This window comes from Xanthomonas sp. NCPPB 4467 (assembly GCF_041475665.2).
Taxonomy (GTDB): domain Bacteria; phylum Pseudomonadota; class Gammaproteobacteria; order Xanthomonadales; family Xanthomonadaceae; genus Xanthomonas; species Xanthomonas dyei.
In genome coordinates this window covers 4,031,015-4,049,017 of the sequence record NZ_CM191260.1, presented here as the reverse complement: position 1 = coordinate 4,049,017, position 18,003 = coordinate 4,031,015, and the positions used below count along the sequence as shown (strand labels likewise).

21 protein-coding genes and 1 other RNA gene are annotated in these 18,003 nt (G+C 64.6%); 11 read left to right on the top strand and 11 right to left on the bottom strand.

Translation table 11 applies throughout. The features are described 5' to 3' along the window. Window positions 1–90: 90 nt before the first annotated feature. The 10 genes from ACCQ06_RS17655 (at window position 91) to ACCQ06_RS17610 (ending at window position 9,013) form a co-directional block, all read left to right on the top strand. Window positions 91–774, top strand: a complete 684-nt coding sequence (locus ACCQ06_RS17655) for a thermostable hemolysin (RefSeq protein ID WP_372364402.1) — start codon at window positions 91–93, stop codon at window positions 772–774. Continuing rightward, on the top strand, window positions 771–2,267 hold the full coding sequence (locus ACCQ06_RS17650) for an AMP-binding protein (protein WP_316688173.1): 1,497 nt from the start codon (window positions 771–773) through the stop codon (window positions 2,265–2,267). The genes ACCQ06_RS17655 and ACCQ06_RS17650 overlap by 4 nt, the downstream gene beginning before the upstream one ends. Then, window positions 2,264–2,938, top strand: coding sequence for an iron-containing redox enzyme family protein (locus tag ACCQ06_RS17645; protein WP_316688170.1), 675 nt, complete (start codon window positions 2,264–2,266; stop codon window positions 2,936–2,938). The genes ACCQ06_RS17650 and ACCQ06_RS17645 overlap by 4 nt, the downstream gene beginning before the upstream one ends. Continuing rightward, window positions 2,938–3,771: an SDR family oxidoreductase gene (locus ACCQ06_RS17640; RefSeq protein ID WP_316688168.1), complete on the top strand. Its 834-nt coding sequence runs from the start codon at window positions 2,938–2,940 to the stop codon at window positions 3,769–3,771. The genes ACCQ06_RS17645 and ACCQ06_RS17640 overlap by 1 nt, the downstream gene beginning before the upstream one ends. Then, window positions 3,758–4,420 (top strand): hypothetical protein, encoded by a 663-nt coding sequence (locus tag ACCQ06_RS17635; protein ID WP_228324481.1) that lies wholly within the window; start codon window positions 3,758–3,760, stop codon window positions 4,418–4,420. The genes ACCQ06_RS17640 and ACCQ06_RS17635 overlap by 14 nt, the downstream gene beginning before the upstream one ends. A gap of 22 nt (window positions 4,421–4,442) precedes the next feature. After that, complete coding sequence (locus ACCQ06_RS17630; RefSeq protein WP_104616555.1) at window positions 4,443–5,132, top strand: response regulator transcription factor; 690 nt, start codon at window positions 4,443–4,445, stop codon at window positions 5,130–5,132. A 17-nt stretch (window positions 5,133–5,149) separates the two neighbouring features. Continuing rightward, window positions 5,150–6,511 (top strand): ATP-binding protein, encoded by a 1,362-nt coding sequence (locus ACCQ06_RS17625; RefSeq protein ID WP_228324502.1) that lies wholly within the window; start codon window positions 5,150–5,152, stop codon window positions 6,509–6,511. Window positions 6,512–6,787: 276 nt separating this feature from the next. After that, window positions 6,788–7,153, top strand: a complete 366-nt coding sequence (locus ACCQ06_RS17620; protein ID WP_228324480.1) for a BlaI/MecI/CopY family transcriptional regulator — start codon at window positions 6,788–6,790, stop codon at window positions 7,151–7,153. Beyond that, window positions 7,143–8,420, top strand: a complete 1,278-nt coding sequence (locus ACCQ06_RS17615) for a TonB family protein (protein WP_228324479.1) — start codon at window positions 7,143–7,145, stop codon at window positions 8,418–8,420. The genes ACCQ06_RS17620 and ACCQ06_RS17615 overlap by 11 nt, the downstream gene beginning before the upstream one ends. 8 nt (window positions 8,421–8,428) lie before the next feature. Continuing rightward, window positions 8,429–9,013 (top strand): hypothetical protein, encoded by a 585-nt coding sequence (locus ACCQ06_RS17610; protein ID WP_316692654.1) that lies wholly within the window; start codon window positions 8,429–8,431, stop codon window positions 9,011–9,013. Between the two features lie 230 nt (window positions 9,014–9,243). On the opposite strand, the gene modC is transcribed toward ACCQ06_RS17610, so the two are convergent. The 9 genes from modC to ACCQ06_RS17565 form a co-directional block, all read right to left on the bottom strand. Next, window positions 9,244–9,858 (bottom strand): molybdenum ABC transporter ATP-binding protein, encoded by a 615-nt coding sequence (gene modC / locus ACCQ06_RS17605; RefSeq protein ID WP_316688158.1) that lies wholly within the window; start codon window positions 9,856–9,858, stop codon window positions 9,244–9,246. Next, a complete protein-coding gene (gene modB / locus ACCQ06_RS17600) occupies window positions 9,858–10,544 on the bottom strand; it encodes a molybdate ABC transporter permease subunit (protein WP_316688156.1) in 687 nt (228 codons plus the stop codon). Before modB ends, modC begins: the two co-directional genes overlap by 1 nt. A 16-nt stretch (window positions 10,545–10,560) precedes the next feature. Continuing rightward, a complete protein-coding gene (gene modA / locus ACCQ06_RS17595) occupies window positions 10,561–11,337 on the bottom strand; it encodes a molybdate ABC transporter substrate-binding protein (protein WP_228324475.1) in 777 nt (258 codons plus the stop codon). A gap of 73 nt (window positions 11,338–11,410) precedes the next feature. Then, entirely contained in the window at window positions 11,411–12,235 is an 825-nt protein-coding gene (locus ACCQ06_RS17590; protein WP_228324474.1) for an MBL fold metallo-hydrolase, read from the bottom strand. A 14-nt stretch (window positions 12,236–12,249) separates the two neighbouring features. Continuing rightward, entirely contained in the window at window positions 12,250–13,065 is an 816-nt protein-coding gene (locus ACCQ06_RS17585; RefSeq protein WP_228324473.1) for a S1/P1 nuclease, read from the bottom strand. 77 nt (window positions 13,066–13,142) lie between these two features. Next, on the bottom strand, window positions 13,143–13,757 hold the full coding sequence (locus tag ACCQ06_RS17580; RefSeq protein WP_228324472.1) for an OmpW/AlkL family protein: 615 nt from the start codon (window positions 13,755–13,757) through the stop codon (window positions 13,143–13,145). A 126-nt stretch (window positions 13,758–13,883) separates the two neighbouring features. Further along, window positions 13,884–13,960: non-coding RNA, sX9 sRNA (locus ACCQ06_RS17575), on the bottom strand. A gap of 61 nt (window positions 13,961–14,021) precedes the next feature. Beyond that, window positions 14,022–14,645: an OmpW/AlkL family protein gene (locus ACCQ06_RS17570; RefSeq protein ID WP_104616545.1), complete on the bottom strand. Its 624-nt coding sequence runs from the start codon at window positions 14,643–14,645 to the stop codon at window positions 14,022–14,024. 302 nt (window positions 14,646–14,947) lie between these two features. Next, window positions 14,948–15,460: an SgcJ/EcaC family oxidoreductase gene (locus ACCQ06_RS17565; protein WP_104616544.1), complete on the bottom strand. Its 513-nt coding sequence runs from the start codon at window positions 15,458–15,460 to the stop codon at window positions 14,948–14,950. A 454-nt stretch (window positions 15,461–15,914) separates the two neighbouring features. On the opposite strand from ACCQ06_RS17565, the gene gap reads away from it, so the two are divergent. Further along, entirely contained in the window at window positions 15,915–16,916 is a 1,002-nt protein-coding gene (gene gap, locus ACCQ06_RS17560) for a type I glyceraldehyde-3-phosphate dehydrogenase (RefSeq protein WP_005988872.1), read from the top strand. A 74-nt stretch (window positions 16,917–16,990) separates the two neighbouring features. Here the strand turns inward: gap and ACCQ06_RS17555 are convergent, their stop codons facing one another. Next, window positions 16,991–17,371 (bottom strand): hypothetical protein, encoded by a 381-nt coding sequence (locus ACCQ06_RS17555; RefSeq protein WP_228324501.1) that lies wholly within the window; start codon window positions 17,369–17,371, stop codon window positions 16,991–16,993. 125 nt (window positions 17,372–17,496) lie between these two features. Then, window positions 17,497–17,979: a hypothetical protein gene (locus tag ACCQ06_RS17550; RefSeq protein WP_228324471.1), complete on the bottom strand. Its 483-nt coding sequence runs from the start codon at window positions 17,977–17,979 to the stop codon at window positions 17,497–17,499. Window positions 17,980–18,003: the final 24 nt, after the last annotated feature.

Below are 18,003 nucleotides of genomic sequence, written 5' to 3'. Positions count from 1 at the left end.
CGACTCCCGACAGTGCGCAACGAATCGCTTCTGCAGAAATTACAATTAGGTAACAACTGGCTCATGGTCACGTAATCGAGCGCGCCCAGGATGCGCAGCATGATCACGTCAACCACCCCCGCCGGTTTTTGCTCCCGCCATGGATTTGCCAGTGCCAGTCTGGTCGAGGCCACGCATGCACAGCGGCAGGAGGTGGAACAGTTCATCGCGGCGGTTTATCTGCGTCGCTATGGCGCGCAGCTGCGCAGCTTCTTGCCACACTTGCTGGCTTATCGCGATACCAATGGAGTGCTGCTGGCGGCGGTAGGCGTGCGGCTCGGCAGTGCCGGTCGCCTGTTTGTGGAGCAATATCTGGATGGCCCGGCCGAGTCGGCGCTGGCTGGGCGGATGGCGGTGCCTGTCGCGCGCTCGGGCCTGGCCGAAGTCGGCAACTTCGCCGCGATCAGCTCCGGCAGTGCGCGCGCGCTGATCCCGCAGATGACCCATGCGCTGCATCACGCGGGCGTACGTTGGGTGTTGTTTACCGCAACCCGGACCTTGCGCAATACCTTCGATCGGCTGCAGCTGCAGCCGGTGGCCTTAGCGCCAGCGTTGCAGTCGCGTGTGAAAGACGACGGCACCGAGTGGGGCAGTTACTACGCCACCCATCCACATGTCCTGTGCGGCGATGTCGCCGCCGGTCATGCGTTCCTGCTTTCGCGGCAGGCGCTGCATCCGCAGGCCGCGCGCTGGGGTGTCGAGACGACGCTTTGCCAGGCCGGAGTAGGCGCATGAGCGCGCGGTTCGCCGCGCTGCTCGGCGCCCTGCATGGCCATGCGCCGCGCGTGCTGACCGCCGCAGGCAGCCTGGATGCGCAGGACCTGTCCGATGCCGTGGTGGGGCTGGCCGCACGCCTGCAGACAGCGGGGCTGACGTGTGTCGCCAGCCGTCTGGACAACGGCCCGGGCTGGTTGATCCTGGATCTGGCGCTGCGCCTGATCGATGCGGTGCACGTACCGTTGCCGACATTCTTTTCAGATGCGCAGGTGGTGCATGCGTTGATGTCCAGCGGCGCGCAATGCGTCGTGACCGACGCAGCCGCCGCCGCGCCTCCAGGCACCCATGGCGCGATGGCGGCGCTGCAGTTCGATGCACTGCGCGCCTGGCGGGTGGAAGCGCTCGCGCAGACCATCGTGCTGCCGGCCGACACCGCCTGCATCACCTACACCTCAGGCACCACCGGCCGTCCCAAGGGCGTGTGTCTGTCGGCCGACAGCCTGTTGGCGGTGGCCGGCGCGTTGGTGGATGCATCGGCCGCGATCGCGCCGCGTCGGCATCTGTGCCTGATGCCGTTGTCCACCTTGCTGGAAAACGTCGCCGGGCTCTACGCGACCTTGCTGTCCGGGGCGCAGGTTGCGCTGCCGTCGCTGGCGGAAATCGGCTACAGCGGCGCCAGCGGGCTGGATGTGCCGACGCTGCTGCGGTGCCTGCAGCGTTATCAACCGGAGAGCGTGATCCTGGTTCCGCAGTTGTTGTTGGCATTGGTCGGTGCGGCGGAGCAGGGCGTGGCGTTGCCTGCATCGTTGCGCTATATCGCCGTTGGCGGCGGCCACATCGGCCCGAGTCTGCTGGCGCGCGCCGCAGCGTTGGGCCTGCCGGTGTTCGAAGGCTATGGGCTGACCGAATGCGGCTCGGTGGTCTGTCTCAACCGTCCCGGCGCGCTGCGTCCCGGCAGCGTCGGGCAGCCGCTGGCGCACGCCCAGGTGCAGATCGTCGATGGCGAGATTCACGTCGCCGGCGTGCGTGCGCTGGGCTATCTGGGCGAACAGCCGATGCCGTCGGGACCGGTGCGCACGGGCGATCTCGGGCGGGTGGACAGCGATGGGTTCGTCCATATCACCGGGCGGCGCAAACATGTCTTCATCACCGCGTTCGGGCGTAACGTCTCGCCGGAGTGGGTGGAAAGCGAATTGCTGCAGCATCCGTTGCTCGCCCAGGCCGTGGTCTGGGGCGAAGCGCAGGCCGACAACGTCGCGGTGCTGTGGCCGCGTCGTCCCGATACCAATGATGCGGCGATCGCCCGGGCGCTGGCCGAGGTCAACGCCGGCCTGCCCGACTACGCACGCGTGGCGCGTTTCGTGCGCGCCGATGCTCCTTTCAGCGCACATGACGGCCTGCTCACGGCCAACGGCCGCCCCCGGCGCGACGCAATCCTGGCGCGCTACCAATCCGACGTCGATCGCAGCTATCGATGGCCGGCCACTGTTTCTCTCGGAGTTTCACCATGACCTTCTACACCTCCCTGCTGGCGCAGACCCAGGCCGAGCGCGAACGCATGACGCAGGTGCCGATCATCCAGGCCGCACTCGTCGGGCAGATTGCGCGCGCCGATTACGTGGCGTTTCTCGCGCAGGCCTACCACCACGTGCGGCATACCGTGCCGCTGCTGATGGCCTGCGGCGCGCGGTTGCCGGCGCGGCTGGAATGGCTACGCGAAGCCATCGGCGAATACATCGAAGAAGAGATGGGCCATCAGGAGTGGATCCTGGACGATCTGGTGGCGTGCGGCCAGGCGCGTGAAGTGACCGTCCTCGCCGGGCCATCGCTGGCAACCGAACTGATGGTCAGCTACGCCTACGACACCATCCAGCGCGGCAATCCGGTCGGTTTCTTCGGCATGGTGCTGGTGCTGGAAGGCACCAGCGTGGCATTGGCCACGCGCGCGGCCAATCAGATTGCCCAGTCGCTGGAATTGCCGCGCAACGCCTTCAGCTACCTGCTCTCGCATGGCGATCTGGATATCGAGCACGCCGGTTTCTTCGAAGGCCTGATGAATCGCCTCGACGACCCGCTCGACCAGCAGGCGGTCGTGTATGCGGCCAAGCGCTTCTACGTGTTGTACGGCGATCTGTTTCGCACCTTGCGCGCCGATGGCGTGCGTCTGGCGGAGGCGGCGTAATGGATCTTCGGGGCAGGTGCGTGATTCTCACCGGGGCCAGTGGCGGTATCGGCAGCGCGTTGTGCGCGCAGTTGGTGGAGGCGGGTGCGACGGTGGTGGCGGTCGGGCGTACGCCGGCGACCTTGCAGCGCCTGGCCGACATGCAGCCGGCTGGTCGCGTGCTGCCGGTAGCGGCGGATCTTGCCAGCGCAGCGGGCCGTGCGTTGCTGCTGACGCGGATACAAGCGCTGCAGCCCGCACCCTCGGTGCTGGTCCTTGCGCATGCGCAAAGCCACTTCGGGCTGTTGCAGGAGCAGGATCCGGCCGCCCTGGAGGCGTTGGTGCATTTGAACCTGACCGCGCCCATGCTGCTGGTGCAGGCGCTGTTGCCACTCTTCTTGAGGCAGCCGGAAGCGGCGATGGTGGCGGTCGGTTCCACGTTCGGCAGCATCGGTTTTGCCGGTTTTGCCGGCTATAGCGCGAGCAAATTCGGGTTGCGCGGGCTGTTCGAGGCCTTGGCCCGCGAACATGCAGATACGCAGGTGCGCTTTCAGTATCTGGCGCCGCGCGCCACTGCTACCAGCTTCAATCCTGCCGCTGTCGATGCGCTCAACGTGGCGTTGGGTACGGCCGTGGACCGGGCGGAGGACGTCGCGGCAGCGCTGTTGCAGTCCATTGTGCGTGGCGATGCGCGTCGGCAGTTGGGCTGGCCGGAAAAACTGTTTGCCCGGCTCAACGGTGTGCTGCCCGAATTGGTGGACCGTGCGTTGCGCAAAAAACTTCCCCTCATCCGCCGCCATGCGCGGCCCGGCAGCGTGGCTGCCACACAGGAGCTTTCGCATGAATCGCAATGACTGTCGGCTGCGCATCTTGGCCGCACTGGCGATGTGGGTGACGACCGGTGCCAGTTGGGCGGCCGGTCCGGCGCCGCAGGTGGCGCAGCTACAGGATCGCTGGGCGGTGATCACCTACCAAACTTCCAAACCAGAGCGGGTTGCGGCGCTGGAAGCGCTTGCGCGGCAATCCGAGCAGGTCCGTCATGCCTTGCCGGACGATGCCGATGCCTTGATCTGGGACGGCATCGTGCGCTCCAGTCTGGCAGGCGAAAAAGGCGGTCTGGGCGCATTGGCGCAGGTCAAACTCGCACGCACGGATTTCGAGGAGGCGATCAAGCGCGCACCGCGCGCGCTCGATGGCGCGGCCTACACCAGCCTGGGTGCGCTGTATTACCAGGTGCCTGGTTGGCCGATCGGATTCGGCGACGACGCCAAGGCGCGCACCTTGTTGTATCAGGGTCTGGCGATCGACCCTGACGGGCTCGACAGCAATTATTTTGTCGGCGATTTTCTGCGTGATCAAAAGGATTGGGCCGGTGCCGCAAAGGCCTTCGAGAAAGCCGCTGCTGCGGCGCCCAGACCAGGCCGGCAGATTGCCGATGCCGGCCGCCGCAAGGAGCTGGCCGCCAGGTTGGCAGATGTGCGCGCGCAGCTTGCCAAGCACTGAGCCGCCTTACAGACTGGCTCACATGCGCATCTTGTTGGTCGAAGACGATCTTTCGCTGGGCGAAGGCATCCGCACCGCCTTGCGGCGCGCCGCCTATGCGGTGGACTGGGTACATGACGGTGTCAGTGCGTTGATGGCCTTGCAGGAAGACACCCTGGACCTGGTGATCCTGGACCTGGGGTTGCCGCGCATGGATGGGATCGAGGTCATTCGCACCGCCCGCGCCCGCGCGCTGGATACGCCGATCCTGGTGCTCAGCGCACGCGAGCGCGCCGCCGATCGTGCGCTGGGCCTGGATGTGGGTGCCGACGATTACCTTGGCAAGCCCTTCGATATCAACGAGCTGCTGGCGCGCACGCGCGCACTGCTGCGACGTGCGGCCGGGCGTGCGCAACCAACCCTGCAGGCCGGCGCGCTGCGGCTGGATCCGGCCGGGATGTCGGTGCGCTGGCACGGCCGCGATCTGGATCTGACCCGGCGCGAATTTGCCCTGCTGTGGCTGCTGATGGAGCAGCACGGTCGGCCGATCGGACGCGAACGCATCCAGCAACATCTCTATGGGTGGGACGAGGACGTCGCCAGCAATGCAGTGGACGTGCATGTGCATCAGCTGCGTCGAAAACTCTCTCCAGCGCTGATCCGTACCGTGCGCGGCATCGGTTACGCGCTCGACGAACAGGCCGCCCAGGCCGCCGCCGTGCCGCCGCAATGAATTCGATCCGTCGCGTGCTGTTGCTGGCCTTGCTCGGCGTACTGTCGTTGCTGATGTTGGCTGCAGCTGGTTTCAGCTATCGCGCCGGCCTGCAGGAAGCTGGCGAAATGTTCGATGCACGCCTGGTGCAATCGGCGCGCGTGCTGGTGTCGTTGGTGGACGAACCGTTGGGCGATCTGCCGCAGGGCGAGCCGATCGTAATCCGTGGATGGCACGGGCAGGCGCAAGGCGTGGGCGACGCGCTGGCGTTCAAGGACGGCCATGCCTACGAAACCAAACTGGCGTTTCAGGTGCGCAATGCGGGCGGCGCGTTGCTGTTGCGCTCTGACAGTGCGCCTGCGCAGGCAATGGCGCCGCTGCACGCCGGCTATGCAGATGTGCAACTGCCCGATGGGCAATGGCGTACGTTTACCTTGCACTCGGCGGGTGGGCGTTGGTTTCAATCGGCCGAACGCGCCGACATCCGCGAAGAGCTTGCCGAAGATATTGCGCTGGGCACGTTGTTGCCGTTGCTGATGGCATTGCCGTTGATGGCGCTGTTGATCTGGGCCGTGGTGAACTGGGCCACGCGCTCGCTGGTACGGGTCTCCGACGAGATCGGCGAACGCGACCCGAAGCGTCTGCAGCCGCTGCAGCCGCAGCACATGCCGCGCGAAGTGCATGGCTTGGTACGTGCGGTCAACGGGTTGATGGACCGCGTGCAGGAAGGGTTGGAGCGCGAACGTCGCTTTATCGCCGATGCTGCGCACGAACTACGCACACCGATTGCGGCGTTGAAAGTGCATGCGGCCAATCTGCGCCTGGCCGCCGACGCGCAGGAACGTGACGAATCGCAGCAGCAACTCGATGCCAATGTGCTCCGCATCGAACGCATGGTGGCGCAATTGCTTGCCTTGAGTCGGGTCGAAGCAGTCACTGCCTTGCCACGGCGCAGCGTGAGCCTGGATACCTTGGTGCGCAGCGAATCCGAAGACGTGTTGGCGGTTGCGTTGCAGCGACAGCAAGACGTGGAACTGGCACTGCAGCCGGTGCTGGTGCTCGCAGACGAATCCGCACTGTCGCTGCTGTTGCGCAACCTGCTGGAAAACGCGGTGCGCTACACACCGCCGGGTGGCCGCATCCGGATCAGCACACACGCCGAACCGGTACCGATGTTGGTCGTGGAAGATTCCGGGCCGGGCATTCCGGAAGCTGCGCGCGGACGTGTCTTCGACCGCTTCCATCGAGAGCTGGGCACCGGCGTGGAGGGCAGCGGCCTGGGTCTTTCGATCGTCCAGGACATTGCCCAGGCGCACGCAGCGCAGGTCCAGCTGGACGACGCGCCAACGCTCGGTGGCTTGCGTGTCAGTGTGCGATTTGTGGACAGTTCCGCCGACTGAAGTATCCAGGTGTTACGCCGTGCGTCTGGCTTGGGAGCCACGGCCGGTGCCCAGTGCACGTCGCAGAGAGTGCCGAAATAGCGGCCCTGCGCAGCGATGTCGTGAGGATGTTGCTGCGCATCGACGCGCATACGCAGATACCCGCCCACAGGCATGCCAAAAGAGTGCAGTGCAGGCAAGGCCGGCGCTGGTGGATCCCGCCAAAAAAAGCGTGACTCATGCTTGACAAAGTCTTCGTTCACAGCTGTAATCGTTAAAAATTACAAGCGTAATCGAATGACGATCAGCGATGCGGAAGCGGTGGTGATGCAGGTGCTCTGGGACCAGGCACCGCGCACGGCGGACGAGGTGGTTGCCGCGCTGGCGCAGACCCATTGGGCCGAGCCAACCGTCAAGACCTTGCTCAACCGGTTGCTCAACAAGGGCGCCATCGCAGCGCAAAAAGAGGGGCGCAAATACCTCTACACGCCGCTGTTGCAGCGCGACCATTGGGTGCAGCAGCAAAGCGAAGGGCTGCTGCAACGCCTGTTCGGTGGGCGGGTTGCGCCGCTGGTGGCGCACTTCAGCGAACGCGGAAAGCTCAGCGCCTCCGACATTGCCGAATTGAAGCGTCTGCTCAAGGAACTGGACGATGAGTCCTGATGCGCTGATGTGGCTGCGCGCCACGCTATACACCACGGTTGCGTTGCTGGCGTGCCTGCTGCTGCGCCGTCCGCTGCGTACCCAGCTGGGCGCCACGGCAGCCTATGCACTCTGGGCGAGCGTGCCGCTCGCGTTGCTGGCGGCAGTGCTGCCTGGCCCGCCGATGGGCGCGGTGGTAGTGCAGCTGCCGGCGCTGGCTGCCATCCCGTTCGCATCGGATACCGGCACTGGCGCGCCAGGCGTGCAGCAATGGCTGATTGCGGTGTGGCTGGCGGGCGCCGTACTGAGCGCGGTCATCATGTGGCGTGGCCAGCGGCGCTTCATGCGCAGTCTCGGTGCGCTGCATGCGTTGGACAAGACGCTGTGGCTGGCCACGCATGATGTCGGTCTGCCCGCTTCGTTGGGGGTCTTGCGGCCACGGATTGTGCTGCCGATCGATTTCACAACGCGTTACAGCGCCGATGAGCGTGCCTTGATCCTGGCCCACGAGCGCTTGCATCTGCGCCGTGGCGATCTGCAGGCCAACCTGCTGGCGACCGTGCTGCTGTGCATCGGCTGGTTCAATCCGCTCCTGCATCTGGCGTGGCGTGCGTTCCGGCTGGATCAGGAACTTGCGTGCGATGCCGCCGTGCTTGCGCGGCATCCGGACAAGCGTCGCAGCTATGCCGGCGCGATGCTCAAATGCCAGCTGGGCGACAGATGGTCGCCGTTGGCGTGCCACTGGGCCGCGACGCATCCGTTGACCCAGCGCATTGCCGCGCTACGTGCGCCTGCGCTGGAGGTGCGGCGTGCACGGTGGAACGTGCGTATGGTGGTCTCGCTTGTGGCCGTCGCCAGTCTTGCCTGTTGGGTCATCCAGCCTGCGCGTCTGAACGCGACACCGACGCCCGGCACTGCAGTGGATTTCAGTACGATGCAACCGCCCAGTTACCCAGCCGAAGCGATCGCTGCAAACCTTGCAGGCCTTGTCGAGTTGCAGATCGACGTCAGCCCGAGCGGTGCGCCCGACCATGTCGTGATCGTGCACAGCCGGCCGGCCGGGGTATTCGATCAGGCCGTGCTCGAGGCAGCGCGTCACTGGCACTTCAAGCCCGCGATTGCAGACGGCAAGCCAGTCGCTTCCCGGGTACGTGTGCCGGTCCGGTTCGAGCTGGATTCACCGGAACAGGTGGGTGCATCCAGCGATGTGGGCGGCGACCAGCGCCTTGCGTCGCAATCCAGTCGCACCGATGACTGCGTGGCATCCACAGGATGCGAAAAAAAATGAGCACTGCAATGAAGTACGGTCTGGCATGGTGCAGCCTCGTCGCGCTGAGCCTGTGCGGATGCGCAACGCAGCGCATGGTGGAGCAGGAGCGTAGCCAGCGTGAGGATTCGGTGGATCAACGCATGCTGCCGCCGCAATCGGGTGGCGGTGGCGCTGCTGCGATAGCCGCGTACACGCTTGCGGAAACGCAGCGGTTCCGCATGCCGCGCGCCTTGCGCAGCGAAGCCCCGGTGCTGCCGGCCGATTCGCCACGACAGACCTTGCCGGCAACCACGGTATGCGCGCATGTGATTCTTGCCGCCGACGGCGCAGTGCAGCGCGTGGACCCCCTGTCCTATCGCGACGAGTGCGTGGCCGGGCGACTGCCGGAGAACGCCGACCTGCTGCAGGCCGTGCGCACGACCGTGCAGCACTGGCAGTTCGTGCCGGCCGCACTGTGCACGTATGCACCGGGTGTCGCACAGCCTGCGGCACTGGATGATTGCACCGGCGCAACGCATGAAGAACCGGTACCGGTGACGTTGTCGTTCGCGTTTACCTTCGAAGTGCGGCAAGGCAAGGTGAGTGTGCGTACCGGCAAGGTTGCGCAATGACGGGGCGTGATTGCGACGTTTGATTTGCGCGTGCGCAGTAACGGCTGTCTCGAGCAGTGAAGAACAACCATTCGTCATGCAGGCACTGGCTTGGCTAAAGAAGTAGCGCAGCGATCGTCTGCAATGTGCGGACGATAAATCGCGGATCACCGTGATGGGTGTCGGCTCGACACCCGCGCCTGCCGCATCAACAGGCCGTCCGCACCGCCGCCTTGTCGCTTATCACCGTCTCACTCCAGCACATGCACGCTGTCGGCAATGCGCTGCACTTCGTCCGGGTTGTGGCTGACGTACAGCATCGGCAGACGGATCTCGTCGCGCACGCGCTGCAGGTAAGGGATCAATTCCTCGCGACGCGCCTGGTCCAGTGCGGACAACGGTTCGTCGAACAACAGGATGGCCGGTTGCGACAACAAGGCGCGGCCGATGGCCACACGCTGCGCCTCACCACCGGACAGGTTGCGCGGGCGGCGATGCAGCAGCGGGGCGATACCGAGCAGGGCCACCACGTCGTCGAATCCGAACGGCGCCGCACCACGCGCATGCCGGCCGTAGTGCAGGTTGCGCCGCACATCCAGATGCGGGAACAGCCGCGCATCCTGAAACACATAGCCAATGCTGCGTCGATGCGTCGGCACGTCCACACCCTGCGCGTGATCGAACAGGCAGCGCCCATCGATGCGGATATGCCCGGCCCGCGGCCGCACCAGGCCGGCGATGGCATTGAGCACGCTGGTCTTGCCGGCGCCGGAGGGGCCAACCAATGCCACCACGCGTGCGTCGTCCTGGATACGGATGCGCCGCTGAAAATGGCCGCGTTGCAGGTGCAGATCGAGATCCAGCATCACTCGTCCTCGCGTCGGTACTGTCTGCGTACCAACCACTCCGACAACAGCAGCGCCGCCAGCGAGATCGCCAGCGCCACGCCGGCCAGACGCCACACGCCCGACTCCATGCCCGGCACCTGCATCAATCCATAGATGGCTGAGGACAGCGTCTGCGTTTGGCCTGGGATATTCGACACGAAGGTGATCGTCGCGCCGAATTCGCCAAGCGCCTTGGCAAACGCCAGCACCACGCCGGCCACCAGGCCCGGCCAGGCCAGCGGCAGGGTGATGCTGAAAAACACCCGCCACGGCCCCGCGCCGAGGGTGGCGGCGGCCGCTTCCAGGCGGCGGTCGGTGGCCTCGATCGACAACCGGATCGCGCGCACCATCAACGGGAATCCCATCACCGCGCAGGCCAATGCCGCACCAGTCCAGCGGAACGCAAACTGCACGCCAAAATAGTCCAGCAGCCAGCTGCCGATCGGCCCCTGCGTGCCCAGCATCACCAGCAACGCATACCCGGTGACCACCGGCGGCATCACCAGCGGCAGATGCAGCAATGCGTCCAGCAGCGCCTTGCCCGGAAAACGGCGCCGCGCCAGCAGCCAGCCGCAGGCGATGCCCGGCGGCAGGCTGGCGATGGCGGCAACCAGCGCGACCTTCAGGCTCAGGCCGATCGCGGTGACTTCTTCAGCGGTGAACATCGACAGGCAGGGTGCCTCACTCCTTCAACGAAAAGCCGCGACGCACGAAGATCGCCTTGGCCGGCTTGCTGCTCAGCCACTGCACAAACTTGGTGGCATCGGGCGTGCTGCTGTTTTTCAGGACCGCCACCGGATACACGATGGCGTCGTGGCTGTCTGCGGGGAAGGTGGCGACCACGCGCACCTTGGACTCGGCGCGGGCATCCGAGCCATAGACGATGCCCAGCGGCGCTTCGCCGCGCGAAACCAGCATCAGTGCGGCGCGCACGCTCTCCGATTCGGCCAGGCGGTTGCTCAGCCCATCCCACTGGCCCAGCTTGTGCAGCGAGGCGGCGGCGTACTTGCCGGCCGGCACGCTGTTGGTCTGGCCCACCGCCAGGCGTCCATTCTCGCCAAGCGCCTTGACGATGGCGCCGGGTGTGCGTGGATCCACCCGTACCTTACTGGTGGCCGGTGCGATCAGTACCAGCGTGTTGCCGAGCAGGTTGCGGCGCTGCGCCGGCACGACCAGGCCGCGCTGTTGCAGGTAGTCCATCCATTCCAGGTCGGCCGAGAAAAATACATCTGCCGGCGCGCCTTGTTCGATCTGCCGCGCCAAGGCGGAACTCGCCGCATACGACACCCGCACCGGCGTACCGGAGGCTTTTTCGTAAGCGGCGGCGGCCTCGTCCATCGACTCCTTGAGGCTGGCTGCGGCGAATACGGTGACCGGCGGGGTCTGCGCAGCGGCCAGGACGGGCAAAGCGAGCATCAACGCACACAGGGCGCGTTGCCAGAAGCCGATGGTACGCATGGGAATGTCCAACCGAGGGAAGGCACCGATCATAGCGGCTGCGCCCGGCCGGCGTGGCGAACGCCAACGGGCGCTAGGGAGCCACGTGCTCGCAACGGCCCGCCTGAAGGTTTGCCTGCAATGCGGGCCGGATCAGTTTCGGCTCGGACAGGGTGGCGTCGCGTGCCTGCCGTTGGGCGACGAATGCTTCGACATCGACGCCATCGCGCACATGGACATTGCTGCGCCGCTGCTCGCCAATGGTGGTCTGATGCGCCACTGCCCGGCCACCGGGGCCATAGTCATGGCAGACGAACACGCGGGTGTCGTCGGCAAGCGCGTACAGGCGCTGGATCGATGCGTACAGTTGCCGCGCATCGCCGCCGGGAAAGTCGCAGCGCGCCGTGCCCGCGTCGGGCATGAACAACGAATCGCCGGGAAACAGCGCATCGCCGATCAGATACGCAATGCTGTCGCTGGTGTGCCCGGGCACCGCAATGACGCGTACCTCGATGCCGCCAAGCAGAAAGCGGTCGTCATCGGCAAACAGATGGTCGAACTGCGAGCCATCGGCGCGAAAGCCCTGCGGTAATGCATAGCGCGGCGCCAGCGTCTGCTGTACCTGACGGATTCCCTCGCCGATCCCGACCCGCGCCTGGGGCCACTGTTGCTTCAGCCATTGCGCGGCCGACAGATGATCGGCATGCGCGTGGGTTTCCAGCAACCAGTCCACGTGCCAGCCGCGTTGCCGGATGGCATCGACGATGGCCTGCGCGGTGTGCGTCCCGACGGCGCCGGTGTCGGCTGTATAGTCCAGCGCCGGGTCGATCACCACTGCCGCGCCGGACGCCGCATCGGCAACCACGTAGGTGAAGGTGTTGCTGTCGGCATGGAAGAACGCAAGAACCTCGGGTTGCATCGCTTATCTCCGTCTCAGGGTGTGGCCAGTGCTGCATTGAGCACGGCGGCCAGTCGGTCGCCTGCCAGCCGCAACTGCGTCTCGGCGATCGGACGATAGGTGGCGATGTAGTTGGCCGGCAACACGTGCGCGGCGGGATAGACGCCCGGCGTGATGGCGATCTTGCACGACGCTTGCGCCCATGCCGCAGCCGGCGGCGGCAGCGTTGCAGCGACCGCGCTGGCGGCCGGCAACGCCAGCAGGCGTCGCAGATAGGCATCGTCGCTGAGATGGCGGTCGTTGAGCATGCCGCTATCCCACAATGCGTGCAGGTTGCTGCCCTTGCCATCGACCTGCAGCTGAAAATCGTTGCCGCCCTTGTCGTGCGCGTAACCGGCGTGCATGGGCTGATGGATATCGCCGACAAAATGCACCACAAACTTCAACGCCTGACGACGCGCGTCCAGCGGCTGGCTGCGGTCGGCAAGCACGGCTGTCTGGCGGTCGAGTGCGGCGATCACGCAGTTGCCATCCGGGCAATCGCGCGGCGGCGCATAGCCGCAGTCGTGTTCGGCGAGGTTGACGTAATGCCACGGCCCCGAACGCTTGCCCAGATCCGGATCGTGTTCGCGGACTTCATCGGCCCAGCTTGCGACTCCGTGCAGGGTCGGATCCGGCTCGCCGGCAAGCAATTGCGCCACTTGCGCGCGCGCCTGCGGGCTCAATTCGGTTTCGGCAATACGCGCCACCAGGCGGTGGCCCTGCGGGCCCCAGGCGAATGCGGTGACGGGCTGAATGGCCGCGGTCAGCGCCACGGCAAGCACAACGAACGAAGGAGAGAAGGTTTTCATCCCTCGATTGTACGCAACCGTCCGCGACCGTTTGATGGCTGTCGTTGCCGCGCAGCAGCGCGACGGCGGCAACGCGATCAGTAATAGACCAGGTACGAGATGCCATAGGTCAACGGATCGATCCGCGCCTTGCCAAGCCGCGTGCCGTTGAAATCGACATTGCTGCGCGAATCGGTCCAGCGTGCATCCACGCGCAGCCCGCTGCGGTCGTTGAAGATGAAGTCCACACCGACATGCGCGGTGGCGCCGACCGAGTCGCCAAACCGCAGCTCGCTATTGCCGAACGCTTGCTCGGTGTCTTCGCCCAGGAAGGTGGTGTAGTTGATGCCGACGCCGACGAACGGCGACACCGTGCCGTAGCCATTGATGTGGTACTGCAACAACACGCTGGGCGGCACCGACCAATAGCTCCCCACCTTGCCGACGCCTTCCAGCTCGAGATCGTGCTTGCCGGCAACGGCGGCATGCACCTCGATACCGAGGTTGTTGCGGATGAAGTATTCGTAGGTAAACGACAACGTAGGCGCGCCTTTGATCTCGGCGCGTGCGCCGCCGAAGTTGCCGCTGTCGGACTTGGGCGAGACGTAGCCCGCGCCGTAGCCGGTCGTCCAGTGGCCGGCCGACTGTGCAAGCACGGGAGTGGCCGAAGCGGCCAATGCGATGGCGAGGGCGGTGCGGATGAACATGCTCATGGAATCCCCGGTAGGTCGGACAGGCGTTCGACGTGACCGACCTGTCCGCAACTCCGGCGGTGGATGCACGTCCCTGGACGTCAAGTGTGCCAGAGATGCACCGCGCTTGCCGCTGCGACTCAGAGTGGCTGATAGAACCTGGCGAGCAGTCGTCAGGTGGGTGTGGACGGCGCGGAGGAACCGGAAGTGTGCGCGTGGTCCATGCCGCACCGAGCACCGGCCGCGCCCGCCTGGCGGTGAGCACAGTCGGTTTGTTAGCGGCTCTTAGAACCGGTAGACGTACGCCGCGCCGTAGACCAGCGGGTCGATATTGACCGTGCCGATGCGGGTGCCGTCGAGGCGTGCTTCGCTATCGATGTCGATCCAGCGTGCGTTGACGCGCAGCGCGCCGCGCTCGCTGAGCTTGAAGTCCAGCCCGGCATGCAGGGCCAGGCCCCACGAATCGTCCAGTTCCAGCTCGCTGCCGGCCAGCGCGCCGCGGGTATCGGTGCTGAAGAACCGCGTGTAATTGATGCCGGCGCCGACGAAGGGCGACACCTTGCCCTGGCTATTGAAGTGGTACTGCAGCGACACTACCGGCGGCAGATGTTTGGTGCTGCCGACGCGGCCCAGCCCGCGCAGGGCGATGTCGTGCTCGAACGGCAGCGCTGCCAGTATCTCGATGCCCAGGTTGTCTGCGATGAAGTATTCGGCCGTAAAGGTCGGTTTGATGTCCTTGCCCACGTCCGCTTCGAGCGTGCCGCCGACCAGACGGCCATTGTCGGATTTGGGAGCAACCTGGTGCGCGCCGACGGCAACGGTCCAGTCGCCTTTGGATTGAGCCAGTGCGGGGACGCTGGCCAGGCTGGCGGCCAGGCCGGCGAGCAGAAAGGTAGAGCGCATGCGCATAAAGAGTCTCGTTGTGTGGAGTGGATGGACAAAGTCTTGTGGGTTTGCGCCGCGGCCGCCTTGATCCTGATCAAACCAGGGCCGCGACCATCCGGCTCACCGCGATGCCGGTGGTGATGGGTCGACGGCAGCGTCGCTGCGCAGTGACAGCAATGTTGGGTGTCCTGGCGCTTGTCGCAGGCAGGCCGCATGTTGGATGTGCGGTGCGCTACAGATCGCGCCACCGTCGGCGGGGGAGGTGTACCGACGGTGATATGCAGCAGGCCGCAGACAGCGGGCGGCGTCCTCCTAGGCGCCCGCACTTACTTGGTCTTGGCGACCTGCGGGGCATCCACTTCCGGCATCGCCGAGCTGTGGTGGTTGATGATCAGCCACTTGCCGTCGCGCTTTTCGTACACGAAGGTGTAGCGCGCCTGCACATTGCTCTTCTTGCCGGCCTTGTCGGTCAGCGTGAAGGTGTACACGCCCGCATCCACCGCGCTGTCGTCATCGAGCACGCGCACGGTGCGGTAATTGACCACGCCCTGCGGCTTTTTGGTCAGGAACATCTCGAAGTACTTTTCGATCTGCTCGCGCGAGGCACGCACTTCGTTGGAGACCGTCGGCAGCAGCACGCCATCGGGTGCATACAGATCGGCCACCTTGTGCGGGTTGCCCGTCGCCAGCGCGGCGTTCCAGGTATCGAACAGCGCGGCGACTTCACGTGCTTCACCGTCGACAGGCAGCGCTGCCTTTTCGGTGTAATGCATCACGCCGGCGGCCAGCGCCGGGGTGGCAGCCAGAGCCAAAGCCAGAGAGAACAGGGTGCGACGCATGGGGAATCTCCGTGTAGTTGATTGGGTGCCTCAGCAGGCAGGGCCAGTATCGAAATCCACGGAGCGCCGAAATGCTGCTGTTCGGCATATGCATGAATACGCTTTTCGGCGTAGTTGGTTGAATTGCAAGTGTTTGAAAATTAAATATTTTCGTATGATCTTTTGCGTGCGGTGCCGTTTATCGTTGATGCGTCGAACTGCCTATTGGGTGCGGCAGGGACCATGGGTGCGCACGCTCGGGCGAGCACGCGACGCGACCCAGCCAGGCACCAGCTCACTGCTGCATCCGCGAAGCGAGCGAAGCACGCCACAGATCGGTCGGGCACGCAGAGTAAGCGGTGCCTGCTCCTCGATCATCGCCGCACGCAACTGCACGGCCGTCCAGGGAGGACGCTGTTAGAATGTCAGCCCCTTTCCATCCGCCGCGCTGTCGCGGCCGCAGGAGCTAGTGAACATGGCAATCAAGGTTGGCATCAACGGATTCGGTCGCATCGGACGCAACGTGCTGCGCTCTGCGGTGCAGAACTTCGCCAATGACATCGAGATCGTGGCCATCAATGACCTGCTCGAGCCCGACTACCTGGCCTACATGCTGCAGTACGACTCGGTGCACGGCCGCTTCAAGGCCGAGGTGTCGGTCGACGGCAACACCCTGATCGTCAACGGCAAGAAGATCCGCCTGACCCAGGAGCGCGACCCGGCCAACCTCAAGTGGGATGCCGTGGGCGCCGACGTGGTGATCGAGTCCACCGGTCTTTTCCTGACCAAGGAAACCGCGCAGAAGCATATCGACGCAGGCGCCAAGAAGGTGATCCTGTCGGCCCCGTCCAAGGACGACACACCGATGTTCGTCTACGGCGTCAACGACAAGACCTACAAGGGTGAGGCGATCGTCTCCAACGCCTCGTGCACCACCAACTGCTTGGCGCCGTTGGCCAAGGTCATCAACGACAAGTGGGGCATCAAGCGCGGCCTGATGACCACCGTGCACGCGGCCACGGCCACGCAGAAGACCGTTGACGGCCCGTCGAACAAAGACTGGCGCGGCGGCCGCGGCATCCTGGAAAACATCATTCCGTCCTCCACCGGCGCTGCCAAGGCCGTGGGCGTGGTGATTCCCGAGCTCAACAAGAAGCTCACCGGCATGAGCTTCCGCGTGCCGACCTCGGACGTCTCGGTGGTCGACTTGACGGTCGAACTGGAAAAGCCGGCCACCTACGCCGAGATCTGCGCTGAAGTGAAGGCACAGAGCGAAGGCGCGCTGAAGGGCATCCTCGGCTATACCGAAGACAAGGTCGTGGCCACCGATTTCCGTGGCGAGACCTGCACCTCGGTGTTCGACGCCGACGCCGGCATCGCGCTGGACTCCACCTTCGTCAAGCTGGTGTCCTGGTACGACAACGAGTGGGGCTACTCCAACAAGTGCCTGGAAATGGTGCGTGTTGTTGCGAAGTAATCTGCTTTTTCGGATGAAATAAAAAAGCGCCTTCGGGCGCTTTTTTATTTGACATCATGATTTCTTGCAGGCGTTTATTCCGCAGTGATACGCATGTCCTCGCCCTTGCCCGTGACCGCGACCCGGCTACCAACTGCAAGGCCGGAGACTTCCGCGCTGGGCTTTGTCACGACAACCTGCGACTTGTTATCGAAACGAATCTTCAGCATGTAGTGCGAGGCGACACCGTTGCCGACAACCTTGTCGGCAACCTGTGTGCCGGCATACGTACCTGCCGCTACTCCGGCTTCTGCACCAACTTGGCTATTGGCTTTGAGGCCAAGGAAACTGCCCGCAATGCCGCCAAAGTTCGAGGCTGCGTTCTTAAGCCTCTTGTTGCGTTCGGGAACATTTTCGCCCTTGTTTTCAATGGGTTCCAATGCCGCAATGGTGCCGTGCCGTGCCGATTCGGCCATGACCGGTATGGCAATGGTCCACTGCGCGAGTGCAAGCGTGAGCCATGCAGTACGGCGAATCCAGTTCCTTGTTTTCATCCAGGGCGTTCCTTGGTTGGTAGATCGAGGTCGGGCGAGTGACGGCGTTATTTCTTTTTCGGACGGCCCCAGCTGCGCACATGGTCATTGCACTTGCTACCAGCGAAATCGTATCGGGTAATGACACCTTCGGAGTTGGCGACGAAGGTGATTTCGCAATGATGTTCGGCGGGCACGAAGACTTTCTCGCTATGCTGGTTTTCCTGAAAAATCGGGGTGCGCGCCACGCCATTGCCTCCGCCGGCCATGCCGATAATTCCGCCTTGTGTGGTCCAATAATTGGTGCGGTAGTGCGCTTCTATGCCGAAGTTGTAAGTGTAGGCAGTTTCCTGCGTCTCGGTGTTCTCGGACGTATAGAGCCCTTTTCCTACCGGCCATTGCATTATCAGTTCGCTGGCGTCGTGACCGATCCAGCTTCGGGCGACGTTTTCAGCGGTGCCGAATACATCTGCAGATGCCTGCTGTGCGTTCGTCAGCAGGACGATTGCGCAAATTGCAGGCAGCGAGTAACAGCGAAAGAAAGCGAGCATTGTGATGCGTCCTTGCAGGGCAGT